The organism is Sideroxyarcus sp. TK5 (assembly GCF_054601595.1).
The window spans coordinates 374,809-393,933 of record NZ_BAAHSJ010000003.1 but is presented as its reverse complement, the minus strand read 5'-3'; the positions used below and the strand labels follow the sequence as shown (position 1 = coordinate 393,933).

16 protein-coding genes are annotated in these 19,125 nt (G+C 59.8%); 11 read left to right on the top strand and 5 right to left on the bottom strand.

All coding sequences use genetic code 11. From position 1 onward, the window contains the following. Position 1 precedes the first annotated feature (1 nt). Both mlaE and ACYPYQ_RS07760 read right to left on the bottom strand, forming a co-directional pair. The gene (gene mlaE / locus ACYPYQ_RS07765) at positions 2 to 790 is read right to left on the bottom strand and encodes a lipid asymmetry maintenance ABC transporter permease subunit MlaE (protein WP_459722381.1); all 789 of its coding nucleotides are present in this window, start codon (positions 788 to 790) and stop codon (positions 2 to 4) included. Next, the gene (locus ACYPYQ_RS07760; RefSeq protein ID WP_459722379.1) at positions 790 to 1,596 is read right to left on the bottom strand and encodes an ABC transporter ATP-binding protein; all 807 of its coding nucleotides are present in this window, start codon (positions 1,594 to 1,596) and stop codon (positions 790 to 792) included. The genes mlaE and ACYPYQ_RS07760 overlap by 1 nt, the downstream gene beginning before the upstream one ends. A gap of 160 nt (positions 1,597 to 1,756) precedes the next feature. Here ACYPYQ_RS07760 and ACYPYQ_RS07755 point away from each other — a divergent pair, with 160 nt between their 5' ends. The 11 genes from ACYPYQ_RS07755 to ACYPYQ_RS07705 all read left to right on the top strand — a co-directional run bounded on the left by ACYPYQ_RS07755 (position 1,757) and on the right by ACYPYQ_RS07705 (position 15,403). After that, a complete protein-coding gene (locus ACYPYQ_RS07755; protein WP_459722376.1) occupies positions 1,757 to 3,184 on the top strand; it encodes a sigma-54-dependent transcriptional regulator in 1,428 nt (475 codons plus the stop codon). 9 nt (positions 3,185 to 3,193) lie between these two features. After that, complete coding sequence (locus ACYPYQ_RS07750) at positions 3,194 to 4,651, top strand: ExeA family protein (protein ID WP_459722373.1); 1,458 nt, start codon at positions 3,194 to 3,196, stop codon at positions 4,649 to 4,651. A 175-nt stretch (positions 4,652 to 4,826) separates the two neighbouring features. Beyond that, positions 4,827 to 6,476, top strand: a complete 1,650-nt coding sequence (mshL, locus tag ACYPYQ_RS07745; protein WP_459722370.1) for a pilus (MSHA type) biogenesis protein MshL — start codon at positions 4,827 to 4,829, stop codon at positions 6,474 to 6,476. After that, positions 6,473 to 7,573, top strand: a complete 1,101-nt coding sequence (locus ACYPYQ_RS07740) for a tetratricopeptide repeat protein (protein WP_459722367.1) — start codon at positions 6,473 to 6,475, stop codon at positions 7,571 to 7,573. Before mshL ends, ACYPYQ_RS07740 begins: the two co-directional genes overlap by 4 nt. An 8-nt stretch (positions 7,574 to 7,581) precedes the next feature. Further along, a complete protein-coding gene (locus tag ACYPYQ_RS07735) occupies positions 7,582 to 9,288 on the top strand; it encodes a GspE/PulE family protein (RefSeq protein ID WP_459722363.1) in 1,707 nt (568 codons plus the stop codon). A 6-nt stretch (positions 9,289 to 9,294) separates the two neighbouring features. After that, the gene (locus ACYPYQ_RS07730; RefSeq protein WP_459722360.1) at positions 9,295 to 10,497 is read left to right on the top strand and encodes a type II secretion system F family protein; all 1,203 of its coding nucleotides are present in this window, start codon (positions 9,295 to 9,297) and stop codon (positions 10,495 to 10,497) included. A 2-nt stretch (positions 10,498 to 10,499) separates the two neighbouring features. Continuing rightward, entirely contained in the window at positions 10,500 to 11,975 is a 1,476-nt protein-coding gene (locus ACYPYQ_RS07725) for a hypothetical protein (protein ID WP_459722356.1), read from the top strand. Then, positions 11,972 to 12,571, top strand: coding sequence for a hypothetical protein (locus ACYPYQ_RS07720; protein WP_459722353.1), 600 nt, complete (start codon positions 11,972 to 11,974; stop codon positions 12,569 to 12,571). The genes ACYPYQ_RS07725 and ACYPYQ_RS07720 overlap by 4 nt, the downstream gene beginning before the upstream one ends. Beyond that, positions 12,568 to 12,927, top strand: coding sequence for a hypothetical protein (locus ACYPYQ_RS07715; RefSeq protein ID WP_459722351.1), 360 nt, complete (start codon positions 12,568 to 12,570; stop codon positions 12,925 to 12,927). Before ACYPYQ_RS07720 ends, ACYPYQ_RS07715 begins: the two co-directional genes overlap by 4 nt. Before the next feature lie 11 nt (positions 12,928 to 12,938). Then, positions 12,939 to 14,648 carry a hypothetical protein gene (locus tag ACYPYQ_RS07710; protein WP_459722347.1) on the top strand — a complete coding sequence of 570 codons (1,710 nt, stop codon included), beginning with the start codon at positions 12,939 to 12,941 and terminating at the stop codon, positions 14,646 to 14,648. After that, the gene (locus ACYPYQ_RS07705; RefSeq protein ID WP_459722345.1) at positions 14,645 to 15,403 is read left to right on the top strand and encodes a type II secretion system protein; all 759 of its coding nucleotides are present in this window, start codon (positions 14,645 to 14,647) and stop codon (positions 15,401 to 15,403) included. Before ACYPYQ_RS07710 ends, ACYPYQ_RS07705 begins: the two co-directional genes overlap by 4 nt. On the opposite strand, the gene cysS is transcribed toward ACYPYQ_RS07705, so the two are convergent. From cysS to ACYPYQ_RS07690, 3 genes are all read right to left on the bottom strand, one after another. After that, a complete protein-coding gene (gene cysS, locus ACYPYQ_RS07700) occupies positions 15,400 to 16,779 on the bottom strand; it encodes a cysteine--tRNA ligase (protein ID WP_459722342.1) in 1,380 nt (459 codons plus the stop codon). The two genes, ACYPYQ_RS07705 and cysS, sit on opposite strands and share 4 nt — an antisense overlap. Before the next feature lie 148 nt (positions 16,780 to 16,927). Next, positions 16,928 to 17,218, bottom strand: a complete 291-nt coding sequence (locus tag ACYPYQ_RS07695) for a GIY-YIG nuclease family protein (RefSeq protein WP_459722340.1) — start codon at positions 17,216 to 17,218, stop codon at positions 16,928 to 16,930. A gap of 135 nt (positions 17,219 to 17,353) precedes the next feature. After that, the gene (locus tag ACYPYQ_RS07690; RefSeq protein WP_459722337.1) at positions 17,354 to 19,030 is read right to left on the bottom strand and encodes a glutamine--tRNA ligase/YqeY domain fusion protein; all 1,677 of its coding nucleotides are present in this window, start codon (positions 19,028 to 19,030) and stop codon (positions 17,354 to 17,356) included. Positions 19,031 to 19,125: the final 95 nt, after the last annotated feature.

Here is a 19,125-nt window from a genome sequence, read left to right as displayed (position 1 = left end):
GTCAAACTCCCCTGAACATGAATGCGGTCAAGATGAAATCGAGCATCAAGATCGCCAAAGATGATTCCACCACCGTGCGTGTGGTCGCGCCCGATACGCCTTCCGCCGTCGGCGGCGCATCGAAACCTTCGAACAGGGCGATCACCGTGACCGCCACGCCGAACACGAAACTCTTGATCACGCCGTTGATGATGTCATCGCGAAAATCCACCGAGGACTGCATCTGCGACCAGAACGACCCCTCGTCCACACCTATCATCACCACGCCGACCACATAGCCGCCGAACACCCCCATCGCCGAGAACAAGGCGGCCAGCAACGGCATGGAGAACACGCCGGCCCAGAAACGCGGTGCGATGACGCGTGCCACGGGACTCACTGCCATCATCTCCATCGCCGCGATCTGCTCGGTCGCCTTCATCAAGCCTATCTCGGCCGTCATCGCCGAACCGGCGCGACTGGCGAACAGCAGCGCCGCCAGCACCGGCCCCAACTCGCGCACCAGCGACAGTGCGACCAGCGACCCCAGCGCGGATTCCGAACCATAGCGCTTCAGCGTCTCGAACCCCTGCAAGCCCAGCACCATGCCCACGAACAGGCCCGCCACGCCGATGATGATGAGCGACATCACGCCGCTGGCGAACATCTCTTTCACGATGAGCTGGAATCGCCGGAAACTGACACCGGACTGCATCAGCGTCAGCGCAAGGAAGCGCGACGCGACGCCGAGCCGCCACACCGAATCCACGACACGATGCCCGACTCCTCGAACACTCTTGATCAACGGCATCAGTCAGTCACTCCCATGTCCTGCGCGTAGGTGGTTGCCGCCGGGTAGTGGAAAGGCAACGGCCCGTCCATCTCGCCGTGCACGAACTGGTGCACGAACGGGTCGTCCGACGCGCGTATCTCGTCCGGCGTACCTTCTGCGCGGATCACGCCATCCGAGATGAAATACACATAATCCACGATCTTCAGCGACTCCTGCACATCGTGCGTCACCACCACCGAAGTGGTACCCAACGCGTCATTGAGCCTGCGGATCAACTGCCCGACCACCGACAGCGAAATGGGATCGAGTCCGGCGAACGGCTCGTCATACAGGATCAACATCGGATCCAGCGCAATGGTCCGTGCCAGCGCGACACGGCGCGCCATGCCGCCGGAAAGTTCAGCCGGCATCAAGTGATGGGTGCCGCGCAAGCCGACCGCGTGCAACTTCATCATCACCAGATCATGGATGATCTCTTCCGGCAGATCGGTGTGTTCGCGCATCTGGAAGGCGACATTGTCGAACACCGACATATCGGTGAACAAAGCGCCGAACTGGAACAGCACGCCCATCTTGCGGCGCATCTCGTACAGCCCTTTGTCATCCAGGTCATGGATGACCTTGCCGTCGATACGCACCTCGCCCCGCGTCGGGCGCAACGCGCCGCCGATCAGTCTGAACAGCGTGGTCTTGCCGCAACCGCTACCACCCATCACGGCGATCACCTTGCCCTTGCCGAAGGACATGTTGATACCTTTCAGCACCGGTCGCTGGTCGTACGAGAAGTTCACATCCCGTATTTCAACTAACGCTTGTTCAGACACAAAGTAACCTCGACTGATGGACAGGCGCGCATTCTACCACCTCGCCTGTTCAGTTTCGCCATGCCCGGCTGTCCGCCATACTTACCGCAGGGGTCGGCTTGAGCTCGACCCGATTACTGGCTATCCTGCACGCGTCATCCAACCACCGCATACCAAACCATTGACTACCGACGTCCGCCCCAGCCTGCTTCTCGTCGATGACGACCCGCTCATACGCGAATCACTGCATATGGCGCTCTCGGACGAATTCGACATCCATCTGGCCGAGGATAGATCGCAAGCGGTACAACTGGTACGCGAACTGGCCGAGCCGCCGCAACTGGCCCTGGTCGACCTGGGGCTACCGCCCACGCCTCACCGCCCGCAGGAAGGGTTCCGCCTGATCGCCGAGCTGCTGGCCCATGCGCCGGACATCAAGATCATCACCCTATCCGGGCAAAGCGACGAGGGTAACGCACGCCATGCCCGCGCGCTGGGCGCATTCGAGTTCGTTGCGAAACCCAGCAAGCCCGAGACCTTGCGCGCCGAACTACGCGCGGCCCTTATTGCCCAGCACAGCGAACGCAGAAGCGCCGCCTACAATGAACAGCAGCTCGGCATCATCGGCGACAGCCTGCCGATCCGCACCATGCGCGATCAGATCCGACTCTACGCGAACACCCCCTATCCGGTACTGATCCAGGGTGAATCCGGCAGCGGAAAGGAATTGGTGGCGGCCGCACTGCAACGCCTCAGCCGCGACCCCAGTGCCCCCTTCATCGCCATCAACTGTGCCGCCATCGCCCCCAACCTGCTCGAATCCACCCTGTTCGGCCACGCCAAAGGGGCTTTCACCGGTGCAACGACCGCCCAAGTCGGATTCTTTGAAAAGGCAGCCGACGGCACCCTGTTCCTGGACGAGATCGGCGAACTGCCCCAGGAACTGCAGGCAAAACTGCTGCGCGTACTAGAGAACGGCGAGTACCAGCGCGTAGGCGAGACCGCCACCCGCAAAAGCAATGCGCGCATCGTCGCGGCGACCAACCTGGTTCTGGCGCAAGCCGTGCGCAGCAATGATTTCCGTAGCGACCTGTTCCATCGCCTGAGCGTATTCACGATCAACGTTCCCTCGTTGCGTACGCTGGGCGAGGACAAGATGTTGCTGCTCGATCATTTCCGGCGCATCTATGCCCAACAGATGCAATGCCCCCCCTTCACGCTGGATGAATCCGCCGAGGCGAGCTGGAACAGCTATAGCTTCCCCGGCAACACCCGCGAACTGCGCAACATCGTGATCCGCCTGGTCACCAAACACCCCGGCGCGCGACTCACCGCCAGACAGCTGGAGAGCGAATTCGACCTGCACCCGGAACTGTCCGCTGGGCAAACGCCTCCGACCGAAACCGGCGCGCATGCGCGCTTGCAGCAAGGCGGCTTCAATCTGGACGATCTGCTGATGGGCTATACTCAAACCTATATCGATGCCGCCATGGAACTGGCGCACGGCAATGTGAGCGAAGCGGCCAAACTGCTCGGCATCGCGCGCACCACCCTGTACAGTCGCATGGACGCATTGCAAAAACACAGATCGCAGCAACGCAACCAATAAGGGGAAAAGATGTATCTGGAGCACTTCGGCCTCAACGAGCCGCCGTTCAAGATCACGCCGGTCACGGATTTCTTCTTCTCGGGTGCCAATCGCGGCGAGATACTCGATGCACTGGTGTACGCCATCACCGACGGCGAGGGCATCATCAAGATCAGCGGCGAGGTCGGCAGCGGCAAGACCATGCTGTGCCGCATGCTGCTGGACAAGCTCCCCACCAACATCAAGGCGATCTACCTCGCCAACCCCAGCATGTCCCGCGACGAGCTGCTGTATGCCATCGCAGACCGGTTGCAACTCGACCTGGAAGGCAAACGCGTCAACGTCATCCTGCAGACGCTGCAGAACCATCTGGAAGCGATGTACGAGCGCGGCGAACGCGTCGTGGTACTGGTTGATGAAGCGCACGCCATGCCGCTGGAGACACTGGAGGAACTGCGCCTGCTCTACAACCTGCAGGTCGGTAAACACAAACTGCTGCAGATCGTGCTGTTCGGCCAGCCCGAGCTGGACGAGAAACTGGCGCAGACCAACATGCGCCAGCTGAAGGACCGCATCGTCCACCACTTCACCATTCTGCCGCTGTCCCCCAAGATCGTGCATGCCTACCTGATGTTCCGCATGCGTGCAGCCGGATACAAAGGGCCGGACATCTTCTCGGCCAATGCCGAGAAACTGATCGGCAAAGCCTCGCAAGGCCTGATGCGCAGAGTCAACATCCTGGCAGACAAATCCCTGCTTGCCGCCTTTGTGGAGAACACCCACAAGATCGAAGAGCGCCATGTACAGGCTGCCTTGCGCGACAGCGAAATGACCCCGATGCGTAACTGGAGCGGCCGCCGATATGCGGCCGTGCTGGGCGGATTGCTGCTGTTCGCCGCCACGCTTGCCGGATCGATCTGGTTCCTGAACCAGGAGCGCCCGACAGAAGCAGCGCAAACCAGACTTGCCGAACACGCCCCCATGGCAGGCCCGGCAAATGCCGAAGCGGCCGCAATGACCATGCCAGCCGCCTCGGCCGTCTCCGATACTGCGCCGGCGGCAGCAGATGCCATTGCCACCGCCAGCAGCGTCGCCGCCCCCGATATGGTGGAGACGCGGCCTGCCATCAAACTCAAGCAACTGCCCGGCATCCCGGCCAACAGCCTTCTGCTGCAACGACTGGAAGCCACCGAAGCCATGCTGAATACGGCACCTCAGGGCAGCACCAGCATCCAGCTGTTCTATACCGAGAATGTGCAGCCGGCACGCATGGAAGGATTCCTGCGCAGAGCCCGCAACTTGGGCAAGCTGGAGGAAATATTCATCATTCCCATCGAGCTCAAGGGACAGGACGCCTTCCGCGTGCTGTACGGCAGCTACCCCAGTAGCGGCAAGGCTCGCGCGGCCATTCCTGAACTCCCCGCACGTTACCTGGAGGCTTTTGCACCGACCCTTCACTTACTGGAAAGCTATCAAAACCCCCTTTAAGCTGATGAAACAAAAAAATATATAGGCCATCAGGGTTGTTGCGAGACATGGGTTTTTAGGTTACCTTGCAGCTAAACCTAAGGGGGAAAAGGGAATGAGGTCCAGTCACGCATTGCTTTGCGCTACCGGTGTATTGCTAGCCGCCTGTAGTACCAAGCCACTCAAGCAGTCCGACATGCACATCCAGCAAACCCCGGACACCGTCGCCCGCAGCAGCGGCACCATTCCCCAAACCAGCAAGCAAGCCATCGTACTCCCCCCCCCGAAAACTGCCGCAAAGGTAGAGACCTACAGCGTCGTCGTCACCAACCTGCCTGCCCGCGAGATCCTGTTCGCGCTGGCACGCGATGCGAATATCAACATCGACATCCACGGCGGCATCGATGGTGTGGTCACACTCAATGCCATCAACCAGACTTTGCCGCAGATCCTCGACCGCATCTCCAAGCAAGTCGACATGCGCTACGAATTGAAGGACGGCCTGCTGGTCGTGATGCCGGACGCGCCGTTCCTCAAAAGCTACAAGATCGATTACGTGAACATGGCGCGTGATGCCGATGGCGGCATCTCCAACACCACCCAGGTTGGCGGCTCTTCGACCGGGACCGGAGGAGGAGGCGCGAACAACTCGCAACTCTCGATCAAGAACTCGTCCAAGAACCACTTCTGGGAGACTCTGGTCAAGAACATCACCGATATCCTGCGCGAAACCGACAAGATACTGCCCCAGGGCTCCAGCGAAGTGGTCGTGCAACAGCAAAAAACCGAGAGCAAAAAGAACGAGGCCGAATCTGCGAGTCCGGATAACACAGCGGTCATTGAGGGCGAAGGCTCCACAGTGACACGCCGCAGCACATTCCGTGAAGCGGCCTCCGTCATTCCCAGCCCGGAAGCCGGCATCATCACCGTGCGCGCCACGGGCAAGCAGCACGAGAAGATCCAGGAGTTCATCACGCAGGTGATGCGCAGTGCACGCCGCCAAGTCCTGATCGAAGCGACCATCGCTGAAGTGCGTTTGAACAGCAATTACCAGCAAGGTATCAACTGGTCCGCCATCGCCGCTGGTGCCAAAGGCTTCACGCTGACCCAACTCGGCTCGGCCGGATTGCCCGCCACCAGTACCGGCAACATGTTCACCCTGCGCTACAACAATGCCACTTCGAAGTTCGGCAATCTGAGCGGTGCAGTATCCCTGCTCGACTCCTTCGGCGACGTGAAGGTCCTCTCCAGCCCAAAGCTGAGTGTCATGAACAACCAGACCGCGATGCTGCGGGTAGTCGACAATCTGGTGTATTTCACCATCAAGGCTGACACCACGACCAACCAGACCACCACCACTACGACTTACACCACCACCCCCATCACGGTGCCGACCGGCTTCACCATGAGCGTGACACCACAGATCAACGACAGCGATACCGTGCTGCTCAATCTGCGCCCGTCGATCACCCGCTTGCTGGGTTATGTGAACGATCCCAATCCGGCACTGGCTGCAGCCGGTGTCACCAGCCGCATCCCGCAATTGCAGACGCGTGAGATGGAATCGATGCTGAAGATCGAGAACAACCAGATCGCAGTACTCGGCGGCCTGATGCAGGATGAGATCAACAACCTGACCGATGGCATCCCCTTGCTGGAAAGCATCCCCTTCGCCGGCAACGCCTTCCGCAATCGCAACGACACCAAGATCAAGACCGAACTGGTGATCTTCCTGCGCCCTGTGGTGATCAAGGATGGCAGCCTCGAAGGCGACTTCTCCGCATTCAGGGACAGCCTGCCGAATGGCGATTTCCTCAAGCCCGAGAGTGAAAAGGAAACACGATGAGCCTGCTACTCGACGCGATGAAGAAATCAGGCGGCAATGAGCGGGGCACCGGCCTGACACTGGAGGACCATCCCCATCAGTCGACGATGAATGCAGCGCCCGAGAGCACACCGGTCGAAACCTCACGTGCTGCCGGGCAGACCCTGTTCGCGGCCAAGAAGAAGAAAGAGCCGCCGCGCCGCCGCTGGAAACTGGGCCTGGTGCCCACCACCTTTCTGATCTGCAGCACAATCGGTGCAGGCTACGGCTACTACGTCTGGACAGAGATCAACCCGCCCGTCAGACGCCCGGTCGCACGGCCTCTCCCTGCCGCGACCGCACCTGTCACACCGCTCCCTGCACCGCCGCGCCTGGTCGCGTCCATTGCGCCCGAGCCGACAGCAGCCCCCGTACAACAACCTGCACAGACTGCCGCCGCCGCCCCGCCTGCCGCAGAAACCGTCGAGACGAAACCTGCCAAACCCGCCCCCCAGCGCGCAACGACTCGCGCGCCACGCCGCCTGACCATCCAGCGGCAACCGAAGGTGGACACCATCACCCCGACCCTGCAGGACGCGTGGCAAGCCTATCAGCGCGGCGACCATGTCGCCGCGGCACAGGGCTACCATGCCGTGCTGGCACAGGACGCGCGCAATCGCGATGCTTTGCTCGGTCTCGGTGCAGTGGCGCAGCAGCAGGGCCAGGACCAGACCGCTCAGCATTATTTCCGTCAGGTACTGTTGCTAGATCCGCGCGACCCGGTCGCTTTGGGTGCGATGTCCGCTTACGGCACGGACGAGGCCGACACCGAGGTGCGCCTGAAACAGATGTTGTCCGAACAGCCGCAAGCCGCCGCCCTGCATTACGCACTGGGCAACACCTATGCCGACCAGTCGCGCTGGGCCGAGGCGCAACAAGCCTATTTCAGCGCACGCGCGCTGGAGCCGGGTAATGCACTGTTCACCTTCAACTTGGCGGTCAGCCTGGATCACCTCGGCCAAAGCAGGCTGGCAGCCGACCATTACCGCCAGGCGTTGGACTTGGACAGTAGCAATAGTGCGGGCTTCGACCATGTACAGGCACAGCGTCGTCTGAATGAACTGACCTCCTCCCGCTAGGAACGACGATGGCCGCACCGCAACAACAGTTCCAGCAGCCGATCGGACAATTGCTCATCGCCAAGGGCGTCATCAGCGAAGACCAGCTGCGCATCGCCACTCAGGAACAGAGCAAGTCGCCCCAACCGCTGGGACGCTTGCTGGTCCGTCTCGGCTTCCTGTCTGAGGCGACCATCCGCGACGTGCTGTCGGAGAATCTTGGACAGGAGAGCGTCGACCTGGCCAATGTGGTGGTCGATTCCGCCGCCGTAACCATGATCCCCAAGGAAGTCGCGCGGCGCTACCAGTTGGTGCCGATCTCGGTCGATGCGGGCCAGAAGAACCTGACGCTCGCCATCGCCGACCCGGACAACATCATCGCGCTGGATCAGGTTCGCGCGCTGCTGAAGGACGAATACCGGCTGATCACACTGCTGGCCAGCGAATCCGACATCCTGCGCGCGATCGACCAGTATTACGGTTTTGAGCTGTCCATCGACGGCATCCTGCACGAGATCGAACCGGGCGAACTGGAACACCAGAGCCTGCAGCAGGGTGTCAACGAATTCAGCCAGCCGGTGGTGCGCCTGATCGACGCGCTGCTGACGGAGGCGGTGCAGCAGAACGCCTCAGACATCCACTTCGAGCCCGAGAACAGCTTCCTGCGCATCCGCTATCGCGTTGATGGTGTGCTGCGCCAGGTGCGCAGTCTGCACAAGAGCTTCTGGCCCGCCATGGTGGTGCGTCTGAAAGTGATGAGCGGCATGAACATCGCCGAGACGCGCGCGCCACAGGACGGACGCATCTCGTTGCGACTGTCGGGGCGTCCCATCGATTTCCGCGTCGCGTCGCACCCCACCCAGTATGGCGAGAACCTGGTACTGCGTATCCTCGATCGCCAGAAAGGCATCGTGCCGATCAACCAGCTCGGGCTGGACGACACCGCGCTCTCGACACTGCTTTCCATCATCTCCAAGCCGGAAGGCATCGTGCTGGTCACCGGCCCGACCGGTTCCGGCAAGACCACCACGCTCTATTCCATCCTCAATCATGTGAACACCGAGTCGGTGAACATCATGACCCTGGAAGACCCGGTGGAATATCCGATCCCGCTGATCCGCCAGAGCTCGGTGAACGAGGCCGCCAAGCTCGACTTCGTCAGCGGCATCCGCTCCCTGATGCGCCAGGACCCGGACATCATCCTGGTCGGCGAGGTGCGCGACCACCCGACCGCCGAAATGGCGTTCCGTGCCGCGATGACCGGCCACCAGGTGTATTCCACGCTGCACACCAACTCTGCCGTGGGCGCGATACCGCGCCTGCTGGACATCGGCATCCTGCCCGACATCCTGGCCGGCAACATCATCGGCATCGTGGCGCAGCGCCTGATCCGTATCCTGTGCCGGCATTGCAAATATCCGTACCAGCCGGATCTGGCCGAACGCAAACTGCTCGGCCTGCACCACAACGAAGAGGTCACGCTCTACCGCGCCGCCGGTTGCGATATCTGCCGTCACCAGGGCTACACCGGACGCCAGGCCATCATGGAGATCCTCAAGATGGATTCAGAGATAGACGATCTGGTCGCGCGGCGCGCCAGTATCCGCGACATCAAGCATGCCGCGCTGGATGCCGGATTCCGCCCGCTGGCGCAGGACGGCATCCGGCGTATCCTGCAAGGCGTCACCTCCGTGGCGGAAGTCTCGCGTGTGGTCGACCTCACGGACCGGCGCTAGCGACCCATGGCACTCTATCTCTACAAGGCAATCGACAGCGACGGCAAGAGTGCCAAAGGCCTGCAGGATGCCGCCAATCTGATCGACCTGGAGATGCGCCTGAAACGCGCCGGCCTGGACCTGATCAGCGCGAAGGAAGAGGAGCATGCCGCCTCCTTTGGCTCGACCCGGATCAAGCGCAGCGATCTCATCACTTTCTTCTTCAACCTTGAACAACTTTCGCGTGCCGGCGTGCCGCTACTGGAATGCCTCGCCGATCTGCGCGACACCATGGAAGAACCTTCTTTCCGGGAGATCATCGCCAGCATGGTGGAATCCATCGAGAGCGGGAAGAAGTTATCTCAGGCGATGGCCGAGCATCCCAACGCTTTCGACAAGATCACCTCCAACCTGACCAAGGCCGGAGAGGACAGCGGCAGACTGGTAGATGTGTTCAAACACCTCATGGAATCGCTGAAGTGGCAGGACGAGATGGCCTCGCAGACCAAGACCATGATGATCTACCCGGCCTTCGTCGGCACCATCGTGCTGGCCATCACCTTCTTCCTGATGATCTACCTGGTGCCGCAACTGGTGGGATTCATCAAGGGCATGGGGCAGGAGATCCCCATCCAGACGCGCATCCTGCTGGCCACATCCGATGTCTTCGTAAATTATTGGTACGTGATCCTGCTCACCCCGTTCGTGCTGTTCGGCGGCTTCAAGCTGGCGCTACTGGTCAATCCCAAGCTGCAATACCATGTGGACAACCTCAAGCTGAACATATGGCCCACAGGCCCCATCCTGCGCAAGATCATCCTCGCCCGCTTCGCCAACACCTTCGCCATGATGTACAGTTCCGGCATCACCATCCTGGACTGCATCGCCAACTCGCGCGACCTGGTGGACAACCAGGTCATCGCGCAGAGCCTGCAGAATGTCATGAGCGAGATCGAAGCCGGCAAGAACCTGACGCAAAGCTTCCAGAAGACGGGCATCTTCCCGCCGCTGGTGGTGCGCATGCTGAAGGTGGGCGAGGCCACCGGCCAGCTCGACCAGGCGCTGCTCAACGTCAGCTATTTCTATGACCGCGACGTGAAGGATGCGATCAAGAAAGTGCAGGTCATGATCGAACCGGCCATGACACTGATCCTCGGTGCGCTACTCGGCTGGGTGATGCTATCCGTCCTCTCGCCCATCTACGACCTCATCGGCAAGGTACAGCTCTGACCATGGCACGCACCCTGTTATTCCTCAGTGCAGAGAACTTCCAGGCCTACCTGTGGAACGGCAACGGCCTGACCCTCGCGCATGAGTTCCACAACGACGCAGATGGCCGTGAGCAGTTCTCCGCCTTCGTCGAACAGCACCGCAACCCCACCTACCTGCTGGTCGACATCATCGAGGAGGATTTCCACCTTGAGACCATCCCGCACCTGATCGGCCCCAACCGCACTGCGCTGATCGGCCGCAAGTTCGAACAGTATTACCGCAGCACGCCTTTCCGTCAGGCGACGCTGCTCAAGAGACAGGACGAAGGCCGGCGCGACGACGAATACCTGTTCTCGGCCCTGACCAATCCGCAGCGCATCACCCCTTGGCTGGATGCCCTGCTGGAGAACCATGTCCCGCTCGCAGGCATCTATTCCATCCCCAACATCAGCGCGCCGCTGCTGAAGGATATCCAGTCCGAGCACATCCTGCTGCTGACCTGGGAACGCAATGCCGGTTTGCGCCAGACCTATTTCCACAACAAGCGGCTGCATTTCTCCCGTCTGATCCCGATCAACGAGAGCGGCACACTGATCGAAGCCATCATCTCGGAGACACCGCGCACGCAGCAATACCTGAAGAGCCTTTCACTGCCGCCGCCCGGCGAGGTGCTGGAAGTCTATATCCTCTGTCATGCGAACGAGATCTCGCAGTTGAACGACCGCATCTCCAGTGATGGCGACCTGCATTACAACTTCCTGGACATCACCGAATTCGCACGGCGGCACAAATGCAAACAGGAGATGACGGACTCGGACAGTACGCCACTACTCCTGAATCTGCTCGCAACGAAAGCACCGTCCGCCCACTACGCAAATTCGCATCACACGCATTTCTTCATGCTGTGGCAGCTGCGTTTCGTGCTGTTCGGGCTATCCATCTTCATCGTGTTGCTGGGCCTGCTGTGGAGTGGCATGGCTTTCTGGCAAAGCGAGCAGTTCGCTGCCGAGACGACCCCGCTACGGCAACAGACGGCGCAGATCCAAACGCAGGCACAGGCGATCCAGCGCAATTTCGCCAACACTTCCGTGCCCGCCGCCGACATGAAGACAGCCGTGCTGTTGGCACGCAGCCTGAGCCAGTATTCACACCCGCCACAAGAGATCATCTATGAGTTGAGCGCGGTGCTCGAATCCTTCCCGCGCGTCACCCTGAACGAACTCTCGTGGAAAGCCAGCCCGGAAGATGCCGCCCCCTCCGCCTACCCCGCCCAAGTCATTACATTTGACGGCACGCTGGTCGGATTCGGCAACGACCACCGCGGCGCACTGGCTTATCTGGAACGATTCGAACAGGCATTGATCCAGCACGGCTACTCCGTCAGCGCCACTGCGCTGCCGCTGGACATCACCTCGAAAGGCAGTATCAGCGGCCAGACTGCCAGTACCTCGCAGGGGCAATTCACCCTCAAGATCGTATGGAGGACACCGTCATGAGTTTTTCAACAGACGACCTCGGCGAGATCAAGTGGAGTTTGCTCGCCTGCCTGCTCAGCGTGGGCATTGCCGTAGGAATGATCCAGTACAGTGCCACCCTCCAGCAGCAATCGCTGAAAGAACTGCAGCAGGCCCAGCGCCAGCTCAGCACTGCGCGCGACCAACTCCTCACCGCGCAGAACGATCAGGAGAACATGTCTTCCTACCAGTTGGAATATGACGCATTGGTCGCGCAAAAAGTCATCGGCAACGAACAGCGCCTGGATTGGATCGAAGGTCTGGAAAAGCTGCGCAGACAGAACCTGTTGCCCGACGTCAAATACACCATCGGCCCGCAAACCGCCTACACGCCCAACCCGCCGTTGAATGCAGGCAACTTCGCACTCAGCCTCAGCCCCATGTCGATGGAGCTGGCTCTGCTGCATGAAGGCCAGCTCCTGGACTTCTTTGAAGCACTCAGCCGCCAGATGCCCGGCTGGTTCCTGCTCGACAACTGCGCCCTCTCCCACGCAGACAGCACACAGAATGGTGGCGTGAAACTGAATGCACGATGCACAGGAGGCTGGTTCACCATGAAGAACCGGAACGCACCATGAGCATACGTTTGCCATTCATCCTGCTGGCGCTCACCGCCACCACGGCAGCACAAGCTACCGAACTGGGCCGACTGTTCTTCACCCAGAATGAACGTGCGCAACTGGAACGGCAGCACGTTCTGAGTGCTGATGATGCGGGCAACGACAGCCATTCACTCGTCGTCAACGGCATGATCCAGCGCGATGGCGGCAAACGCATCATCTGGATAAACGGCGAACAGCAAGCAGCCGGTACAGCCGACGCCCGCGCACCGGCCACCGTACCGGTGATCCTGCCGGGCAAGACCGAATCGGTTAAAGTGAAGGTCGGACAGCGACTGCTACTGGACTCCCCCGAGGCCCCCCCCGCAGAGTGAAGGATCGCGCGATGCCTTCCCATCAATCGCAGACCTCCGGCAGAAAACTTCAGCATGGCGGTGCCCTGCTGGTCATGCTGGTCATACTGGTGATGGGTATCACGACCGTATTCATCACATCACTTAGCAGCACGGCCATTCAGAACCGCCGCAACCATTCCAGCGCCGAATCCTTGGCCAGGGCAAAGGAAGCGCTGATCGGCTATGCATTGACCTACGGCGACACCCATACCGCAGCTCACGGCTACCTCCCGTGCCCTGACTTAAGCGGTAGCAACGGAGAGGGAAGCAGCCCGGGAAGTTGCGGGAGCTCTGGTGTGCATCAGCTCGGTCGCCTGCCTTGGCGTACACTTGATCTCCCAGCTCTTTTTGATGGATCCGGCGAATGCCTTTGGTATGCAGTTTCAGGAAAATACAAGAACAACCCAGCTTCATCCACCACAATGAATTGGGACAATACCGGCGATCTCACGATCTATGCCGATAACGGCAATACCATCGAAGCGAATGAAGTAGTCGCTGCGATCATAGCTCCTGGCAAACCGTTAAGCGGCAACAGCGATCGTGCGGGCAGCTCAGCCCCGACATGTGGCGGCAACTACACGGCGGCAGCCTATCTAGAGAATGACACGGCCCACGGCGTGAACAACGCCGACGGAACACAAGGCAAGTTCATCCTTCCGCACGAACACCGTGACAGCAATGGCAACGTGACACTGGAGACCAACGACCAGATCCTGTTCATCACCCGCCAGGACTTATGGAACGCCATCCAGAAGCGCATCGCCCGGCAGGCCAAGAAGTGCCTCGACGATTATGCGGCCGATGCCTCCAACCCCGATCACAAATACCCGTGGGCTGTACAACTAAGTGACACAACAGCCTCGCCCAATCGTACCGGGACGCTGGATGTACGTTTCGGCCGCTTTCCTGACTCACCCAATACCGGCACCGCAGGAGGGGGATCCTGCCCGGCCAGCGGAAGCAACTTGACCACGCTCAGCTCGGCGCAAATCTCAACCTTGAACAGTTACATCAATCAAGTGAGTACTGCTCTGACCAACTACAAGAACAGCCCTTCGTCAACGACACGCAACAACTTGCAAGATGCAGGAGATAACCTGTGGGATCTGGTTAAGGACTCTCCTTACAACTTGCCCGTCGGCGATGCGATCCGCTCCTCACTTGGCTATTACATAAAAGATCAATGTTCCGATCCATGCTACAGCAGCATTCCAACCTTCGAAGACAGGCTGGCAGATGCGATCAGCGAGTTCAATGGCTGTACTGGCAGCGGAGGTACGGATAGTTCGATGCCTAGCAGCTGGACCAGCATCAGCTCCTGCAATGACCTTGTCACATCGGCATCATGGCCAGCATGGCGCGACTTGCTGTTCATTCAAATCGCTGATGGTTACCAGCCCGGCGCGGCGGGTAGCTGCACCACCGGATCGACCTGCCTAAGCATCAGTGGCACTGGCCATACCAATGCCGGATCTGGCAGTTACCATGCGGTCGTGGTTGCCGCTTCAAAGTCCATGTCCGGACAAGATCGCAGCGTCACTTCCACCCTTTCGAATTTCCTCGAGGGAGCCAATAAAACAGGCAAGACAAGCCCCCCAACCACGACCACATTTGAAACGTACCGCCCGACTGACACCAGCTACAGCACTGTCAATGATTTGGCATTGTGTATCGATGGAAAGAACAATTGCCCATGATTCGAGCTACCTCCCGTACCTATCGCCCTTCAACTCTCAGTGGTTTTACACTGGTCGAAATGGCCATGGTGCTGGCCATCGTGACACTTCTGCTCGCAGGGTTGGTGCCTACCATCTCCGGTCAACTCGAACAGCGTCGATCAGCTGAAACCAGGAATCAACTCAATGAGATTCAGCAGGCTTTGATAGGTTTTGCCATCATCAAGGGGCGCTTGCCCTGCCCCGCCACATCCAGCAGCAATGGACTGGAGAACCCCTCTACCGGGGGTGCTTGCACAAACTTTAACGACGGGTACGTGCCGGGGGCGACTCTTGGAATGAATTCGCTCAACGAACAAGGACTGGTACTTGATGCTTGGGATAATCCCATTCGCTATGTCGTCACGTCATGGGACAGTACCGTCACCGATGTGTATACCTCGGCTGACGGTTTGGCCACGGTTGGGCTTTCGTCACTCAGTCCCAACCTGCTAGTCTGCAATACAGCCACCGGCATTACAGGCAGTGCCTGCGCTTCCGGCGAGGCTTTGACTGCCGATCCAGGCGTTCCCGTCGTTATCTTCTCTACCGGGAAAAACGGGGCAAACGGAGGTGGCGGGGCAGACGAAAGCGAAAATCTGGATGGTGACAGATTTTTCGTCAGTCATACGCCTACTGCCACATCCTCTGCAAATGGTGAGTTTGATGACCTGATGGTGTGGATATCGAACCAGGTTCTGCTGAATCGAATGGTGAGCGCAGGCAAGCTACCTTAAGCTCTGCGCCAACTTGTTCCCTGGGCCGTATCTTCCAGCACGATGCCCGCTTCCAACAACGCTTTCCGGATACGGTCCGCTTCGGCGAAGTCTTTGGCCTTCTTGGCGGCGATGCGGGCCTCGATCTGAGCATCGATCGCCGCATCGTCCATTCCGCCCTCACCAGCCCCGCCTTGCAGGAATGCCTGCGCATCGCGCTCCAACAGACCGAGCACTCCGCCCAATGCTTTGAGTTGCGCCGCTGTCTGCGCTGACTGGTTGCGGTTCACTTCGTTGGCGAGGTCGAACAGCACGGCAATGGCTTCGGGGGTGTTGAGGTCGTCGTCCATCGCGGCTTTGAAGCGTTGGGCGTGCGCCTCGTTCCAGTCCACCGCACCCGCACCAACGGGCACCGACTTCAAAGCGGTATAGAGTCGCGTCAGCGCGCCCTTGGCATCGTCCAGATGATGATCGGAATAGTTCAACGGGCTGCGATAGTGCGCGCGCAGGATGAAGAAGCGCACCACTTCGGCGTCGTATTTCTTCAGCACCTCGCGGATGGTGAAGAAGTTGCCCAGGCTCTTGGACATCTTCTCGTTGTCCACACGCACGAAGCCGTTGTGCATCCAGTAGTTCACGTACCGGCAACCATGCGCGCCTTCGCTCTGTGCGATCTCGTTCTCGTGATGCGGGAACTGCAAGTCGGCACCGCCGCCGTGGATGTCGAAATGCTTGCCGAGCAATTCGGAGCCCATCGCGGAACATTCGATATGCCAGCCGGGGCGGCCCTTGCCCCACTTCGAATCCCACTTCACCTCGTCCGCTTCGCTGTCCTTGGCGTGCTTCCACAGAACGAAGTCCAGCGGGTCGTTCTTGTCGGAAGCAACCTCCACGCGCTCACCGGCACGCAGGTCTTCCAGCGATTTGCCGGAGAGCTTGCCGTAGCCGTCGAACTTGCGCACGGCGTAGTTCACGTCGCCATCCGCCGCCTTGTAGGCAAGGCCGTTATTTTCCAGTTGCTCGATCATGGACAGCATCTGCGGCACGAACTGGGTGGCGCGCGGCTCATGGTCGGGGCGCTGCACGCCGAGCGCATCGGCATCTTCGTGCATGGCGTCGATGAAGCGCTGGGTCAGCGCGTGGATGGATTCCTTGTTCTCCGCCGCGCGTTTGATGATCTTGTCGTCGATGTCGGTGATGTTGCGTACGTAGGTGACGTCGTAGCCTGAAGCCTTTAGCCAACGCTGCACCATATCGAACACCACCATCACGCGGGCGTGGCCGAGGTGGCAGTAGTCGTACACCGTCATGCCGCACACGTACATGCGGACCTTGTTGGGTTCGATAGGCTTGAATTCCTGCTTGTCGCGGGCGAGGGTGTTGTAGATCTTCAGCATTTCTCTTCCTGTGCCGTCATACCGGCGCAGGCCGGAATCCAGCGGAGTTATTCAATGTGCAGTTGGTATTGTCTCCGCGTTGCGGAGAGTCATTTTCTAACTGGATACCGGCCTTCGCCGGTATGACGACTCGCTGCCGACATCACGCCTAACATATCGAGTCGTACAAATCCTTCCAGTCGGGATTATTCTCTTCGATCAATTTCAACTTCCATGCCCGCTGCCATTCTTTTAACGTCTTCTCGCGCTGGATAGCGGACTCCATGGTTTCATGCACTTCGTACCAGACCAATTGTTCTACACCGTACTGCTTGGTGAAGCCATCAACCACGTGATTCTTGTGTTCCCATATCCGTTTGACCAGATCGGAGGTGACTCCGATATACAAAGTGCCGTTGCGTTTGCTGGCGAGCAAATAAACACACGGCAACTTATTCATCGCATCGCCTTCGGTTTTTTCGTCATACCGGCGCAGGCCGGTATCCAGTTGATTAAACAGCCCGTGCGAAGCACGGACAAAACCAAAGCATTTTTGATTAAATCCGCTGGATACCGGCCTTCGCCGGTATGACGGCTACCCCTGCTCCTTCGCCCAGGAATCCCTCAAAGTCACCGTGCGGTTGAACACCAGCTTGCCGCCCGGCTGGTGCTCGCGGCGGTCGGTGACGAAGTAGCCAAGGCGCTCGAACTGGTAGCGCGTTTCCGGCGCGGCGTCTTTCACGCAGGCTTCGACCCAGCCTTGCACCACTTCCAGCGAATGCGGGTTGAGGTGGGTGAGGAAATCCACGTCCTTGTCGCCATCCGGCTCGGGCACGGTGAACAATCGGTCGTACAGGCGGATCTCGGCAGGCAGTGCATGTTCGCGCGACAGGAAGTGGATGACGCCCTTCACCTTGCGCCCTTCCGGGTTCTTGCCCAGCGTGTCGTGGTCGATGCTGCACTTGAGCTCGATAATTTTCCCAGAAGCATCCTTCACCGCCTCGTCGCAGCGCATCACATAGCTGTGGCGCAGGCGGATCTCGCCGCCGAGGGTGAGGCGCTTCCATCCCGGCGGCGGCACTTCGGCGAAATCGTCAGCCTCGATCAACAAATCCTTCGAGAACGGCACGACGCGTTTGCCCAGTTCGGGCTGGTTGGGGTGGAAATCCGCTTCGCGCGTCTGCGCACCCTCGGCATTGGTGATCGTGACCTTGAGCGGGTTGATGATCGCCATCACGCGCGGGGCGCGGGCTTCCAGGTCTTCGCGGATCGCGCCTTCCATCACCGCCATGTCTACGATGTTCTCGCTCTTGGAGACGCCGATGCGTTTGGCGAACTCGCGGATGCCTTCGGGCGTGTAGCCGCGGCGGCGCATGCCGCTGATGGTGGGCATGCGCGGGTCGTCCCAGCCGCTCACCTTCTTCTCGTTCACCAGTTGCAGCAGCTTGCGCTTGCTGGTGATGGTGTAGTGCAGCTCCAGGCGCGAAAACTCGTACTGGCGCGGATGGCAGGGGATGGTGATGTTGTCCAGCACCCAGTCGTACAGCGGGCGGTGATCCTCGAACTCCAGCGTGCAGATGGAATGGGTGATGCCTTCCAGCGCGTCGGAGATGCAGTGGGTGTAGTCGTACATCGGGTAGATGCACCACTTGTCGCCGGTGCGGATGTGGTGCGCGCGGCGGATGCGATAGATGACGGGGTCGCGCATGTTGATGTTGGGCGAGGCCATGTCGATCCTGGCGCGCAGCACCATCGCGCCGTCGGCGAATTCGCCGTTCTTCATGCGCGTGAACAGGTCGAGGTTCTCGGCCACCGGGCGGTCGCGGTTCGGGCTGTTCTTGCCCGGCTCTTTCAGCGTGCCGCGATATTCGCGCATCTGCTCCGGCGTCAGGTCGTCCACATAGGCGAGTCCCTTGTTGATCAGCTCCACCGCGTAGTCGTACAGCGCATCGAAATAGTCCGACGCCCAGCGCACTTCACCGTTCCACTGGAAGCCCAGCCAGCGCACGTCGTCCTGGATGGATTGCGCGTATTCCTCGCTCTCCTTCTCCGGGTTGGTGTCGTCGAAGCGCAGGTTGCATAGACCGTTATAGTCCTTCGCCAAACCGAAGTTCAGGCAGATGGATTTGGCATGGCCGACGTGCAGGTAGCCGTTCGGCTCGGGCGGGAAACGGGTGACGATGCTCGTGTGTTTGCCGGAAGCCAGGTCGCCGTCGATGATCGTGCGGATGAAATTGGAAACGGGTGTCGGGGCGGATGTGTCGCTGCTCATGTCGGTGCCAATATCGCGTTGCTATGAAGGTGCGTGATTCTACCCGAAACCGGCGAATGCCCGCTCCACACTTCCCCCCGCAGGCAATCAGTGTA

Excerpts from the sequence above, each read along its gene's own strand:
- mlaE (WP_459722381.1), bottom strand. The coding sequence starts at position 790 with ATGCCGTTGATCAAGAGTGTTCGAGGAGTCGGGCATCGTGTCGTGGAT.
- ACYPYQ_RS07750 (WP_459722373.1), top strand. The coding sequence starts at position 3,194 with ATGTATCTGGAGCACTTCGGCCTCAACGAGCCGCCGTTCAAGATCACG.
- mshL (WP_459722370.1), top strand. The coding sequence starts at position 4,827 with ATGCACATCCAGCAAACCCCGGACACCGTCGCCCGCAGCAGCGGCACC.
- ACYPYQ_RS07740 (WP_459722367.1), top strand. The coding sequence starts at position 6,473 with ATGAGCCTGCTACTCGACGCGATGAAGAAATCAGGCGGCAATGAGCGG.
- ACYPYQ_RS07735 (WP_459722363.1), top strand. The coding sequence starts at position 7,582 with ATGGCCGCACCGCAACAACAGTTCCAGCAGCCGATCGGACAATTGCTC.
- ACYPYQ_RS07730 (WP_459722360.1), top strand. The coding sequence starts at position 9,295 with ATGGCACTCTATCTCTACAAGGCAATCGACAGCGACGGCAAGAGTGCC.
- ACYPYQ_RS07725 (WP_459722356.1), top strand. The coding sequence starts at position 10,500 with ATGGCACGCACCCTGTTATTCCTCAGTGCAGAGAACTTCCAGGCCTAC.
- ACYPYQ_RS07720 (WP_459722353.1), top strand. The coding sequence starts at position 11,972 with ATGAGTTTTTCAACAGACGACCTCGGCGAGATCAAGTGGAGTTTGCTC.
- ACYPYQ_RS07715 (WP_459722351.1), top strand. The coding sequence starts at position 12,568 with ATGAGCATACGTTTGCCATTCATCCTGCTGGCGCTCACCGCCACCACG.
- ACYPYQ_RS07710 (WP_459722347.1), top strand. The coding sequence starts at position 12,939 with ATGCCTTCCCATCAATCGCAGACCTCCGGCAGAAAACTTCAGCATGGC.
- ACYPYQ_RS07705 (WP_459722345.1), top strand. The coding sequence starts at position 14,645 with ATGATTCGAGCTACCTCCCGTACCTATCGCCCTTCAACTCTCAGTGGT.
- cysS (WP_459722342.1), bottom strand. The coding sequence starts at position 16,779 with ATGCTGAAGATCTACAACACCCTCGCCCGCGACAAGCAGGAATTCAAG.
- ACYPYQ_RS07695 (WP_459722340.1), bottom strand. The coding sequence starts at position 17,218 with ATGAATAAGTTGCCGTGTGTTTATTTGCTCGCCAGCAAACGCAACGGC.
- ACYPYQ_RS07690 (WP_459722337.1), bottom strand. The coding sequence starts at position 19,030 with ATGAGCAGCGACACATCCGCCCCGACACCCGTTTCCAATTTCATCCGC.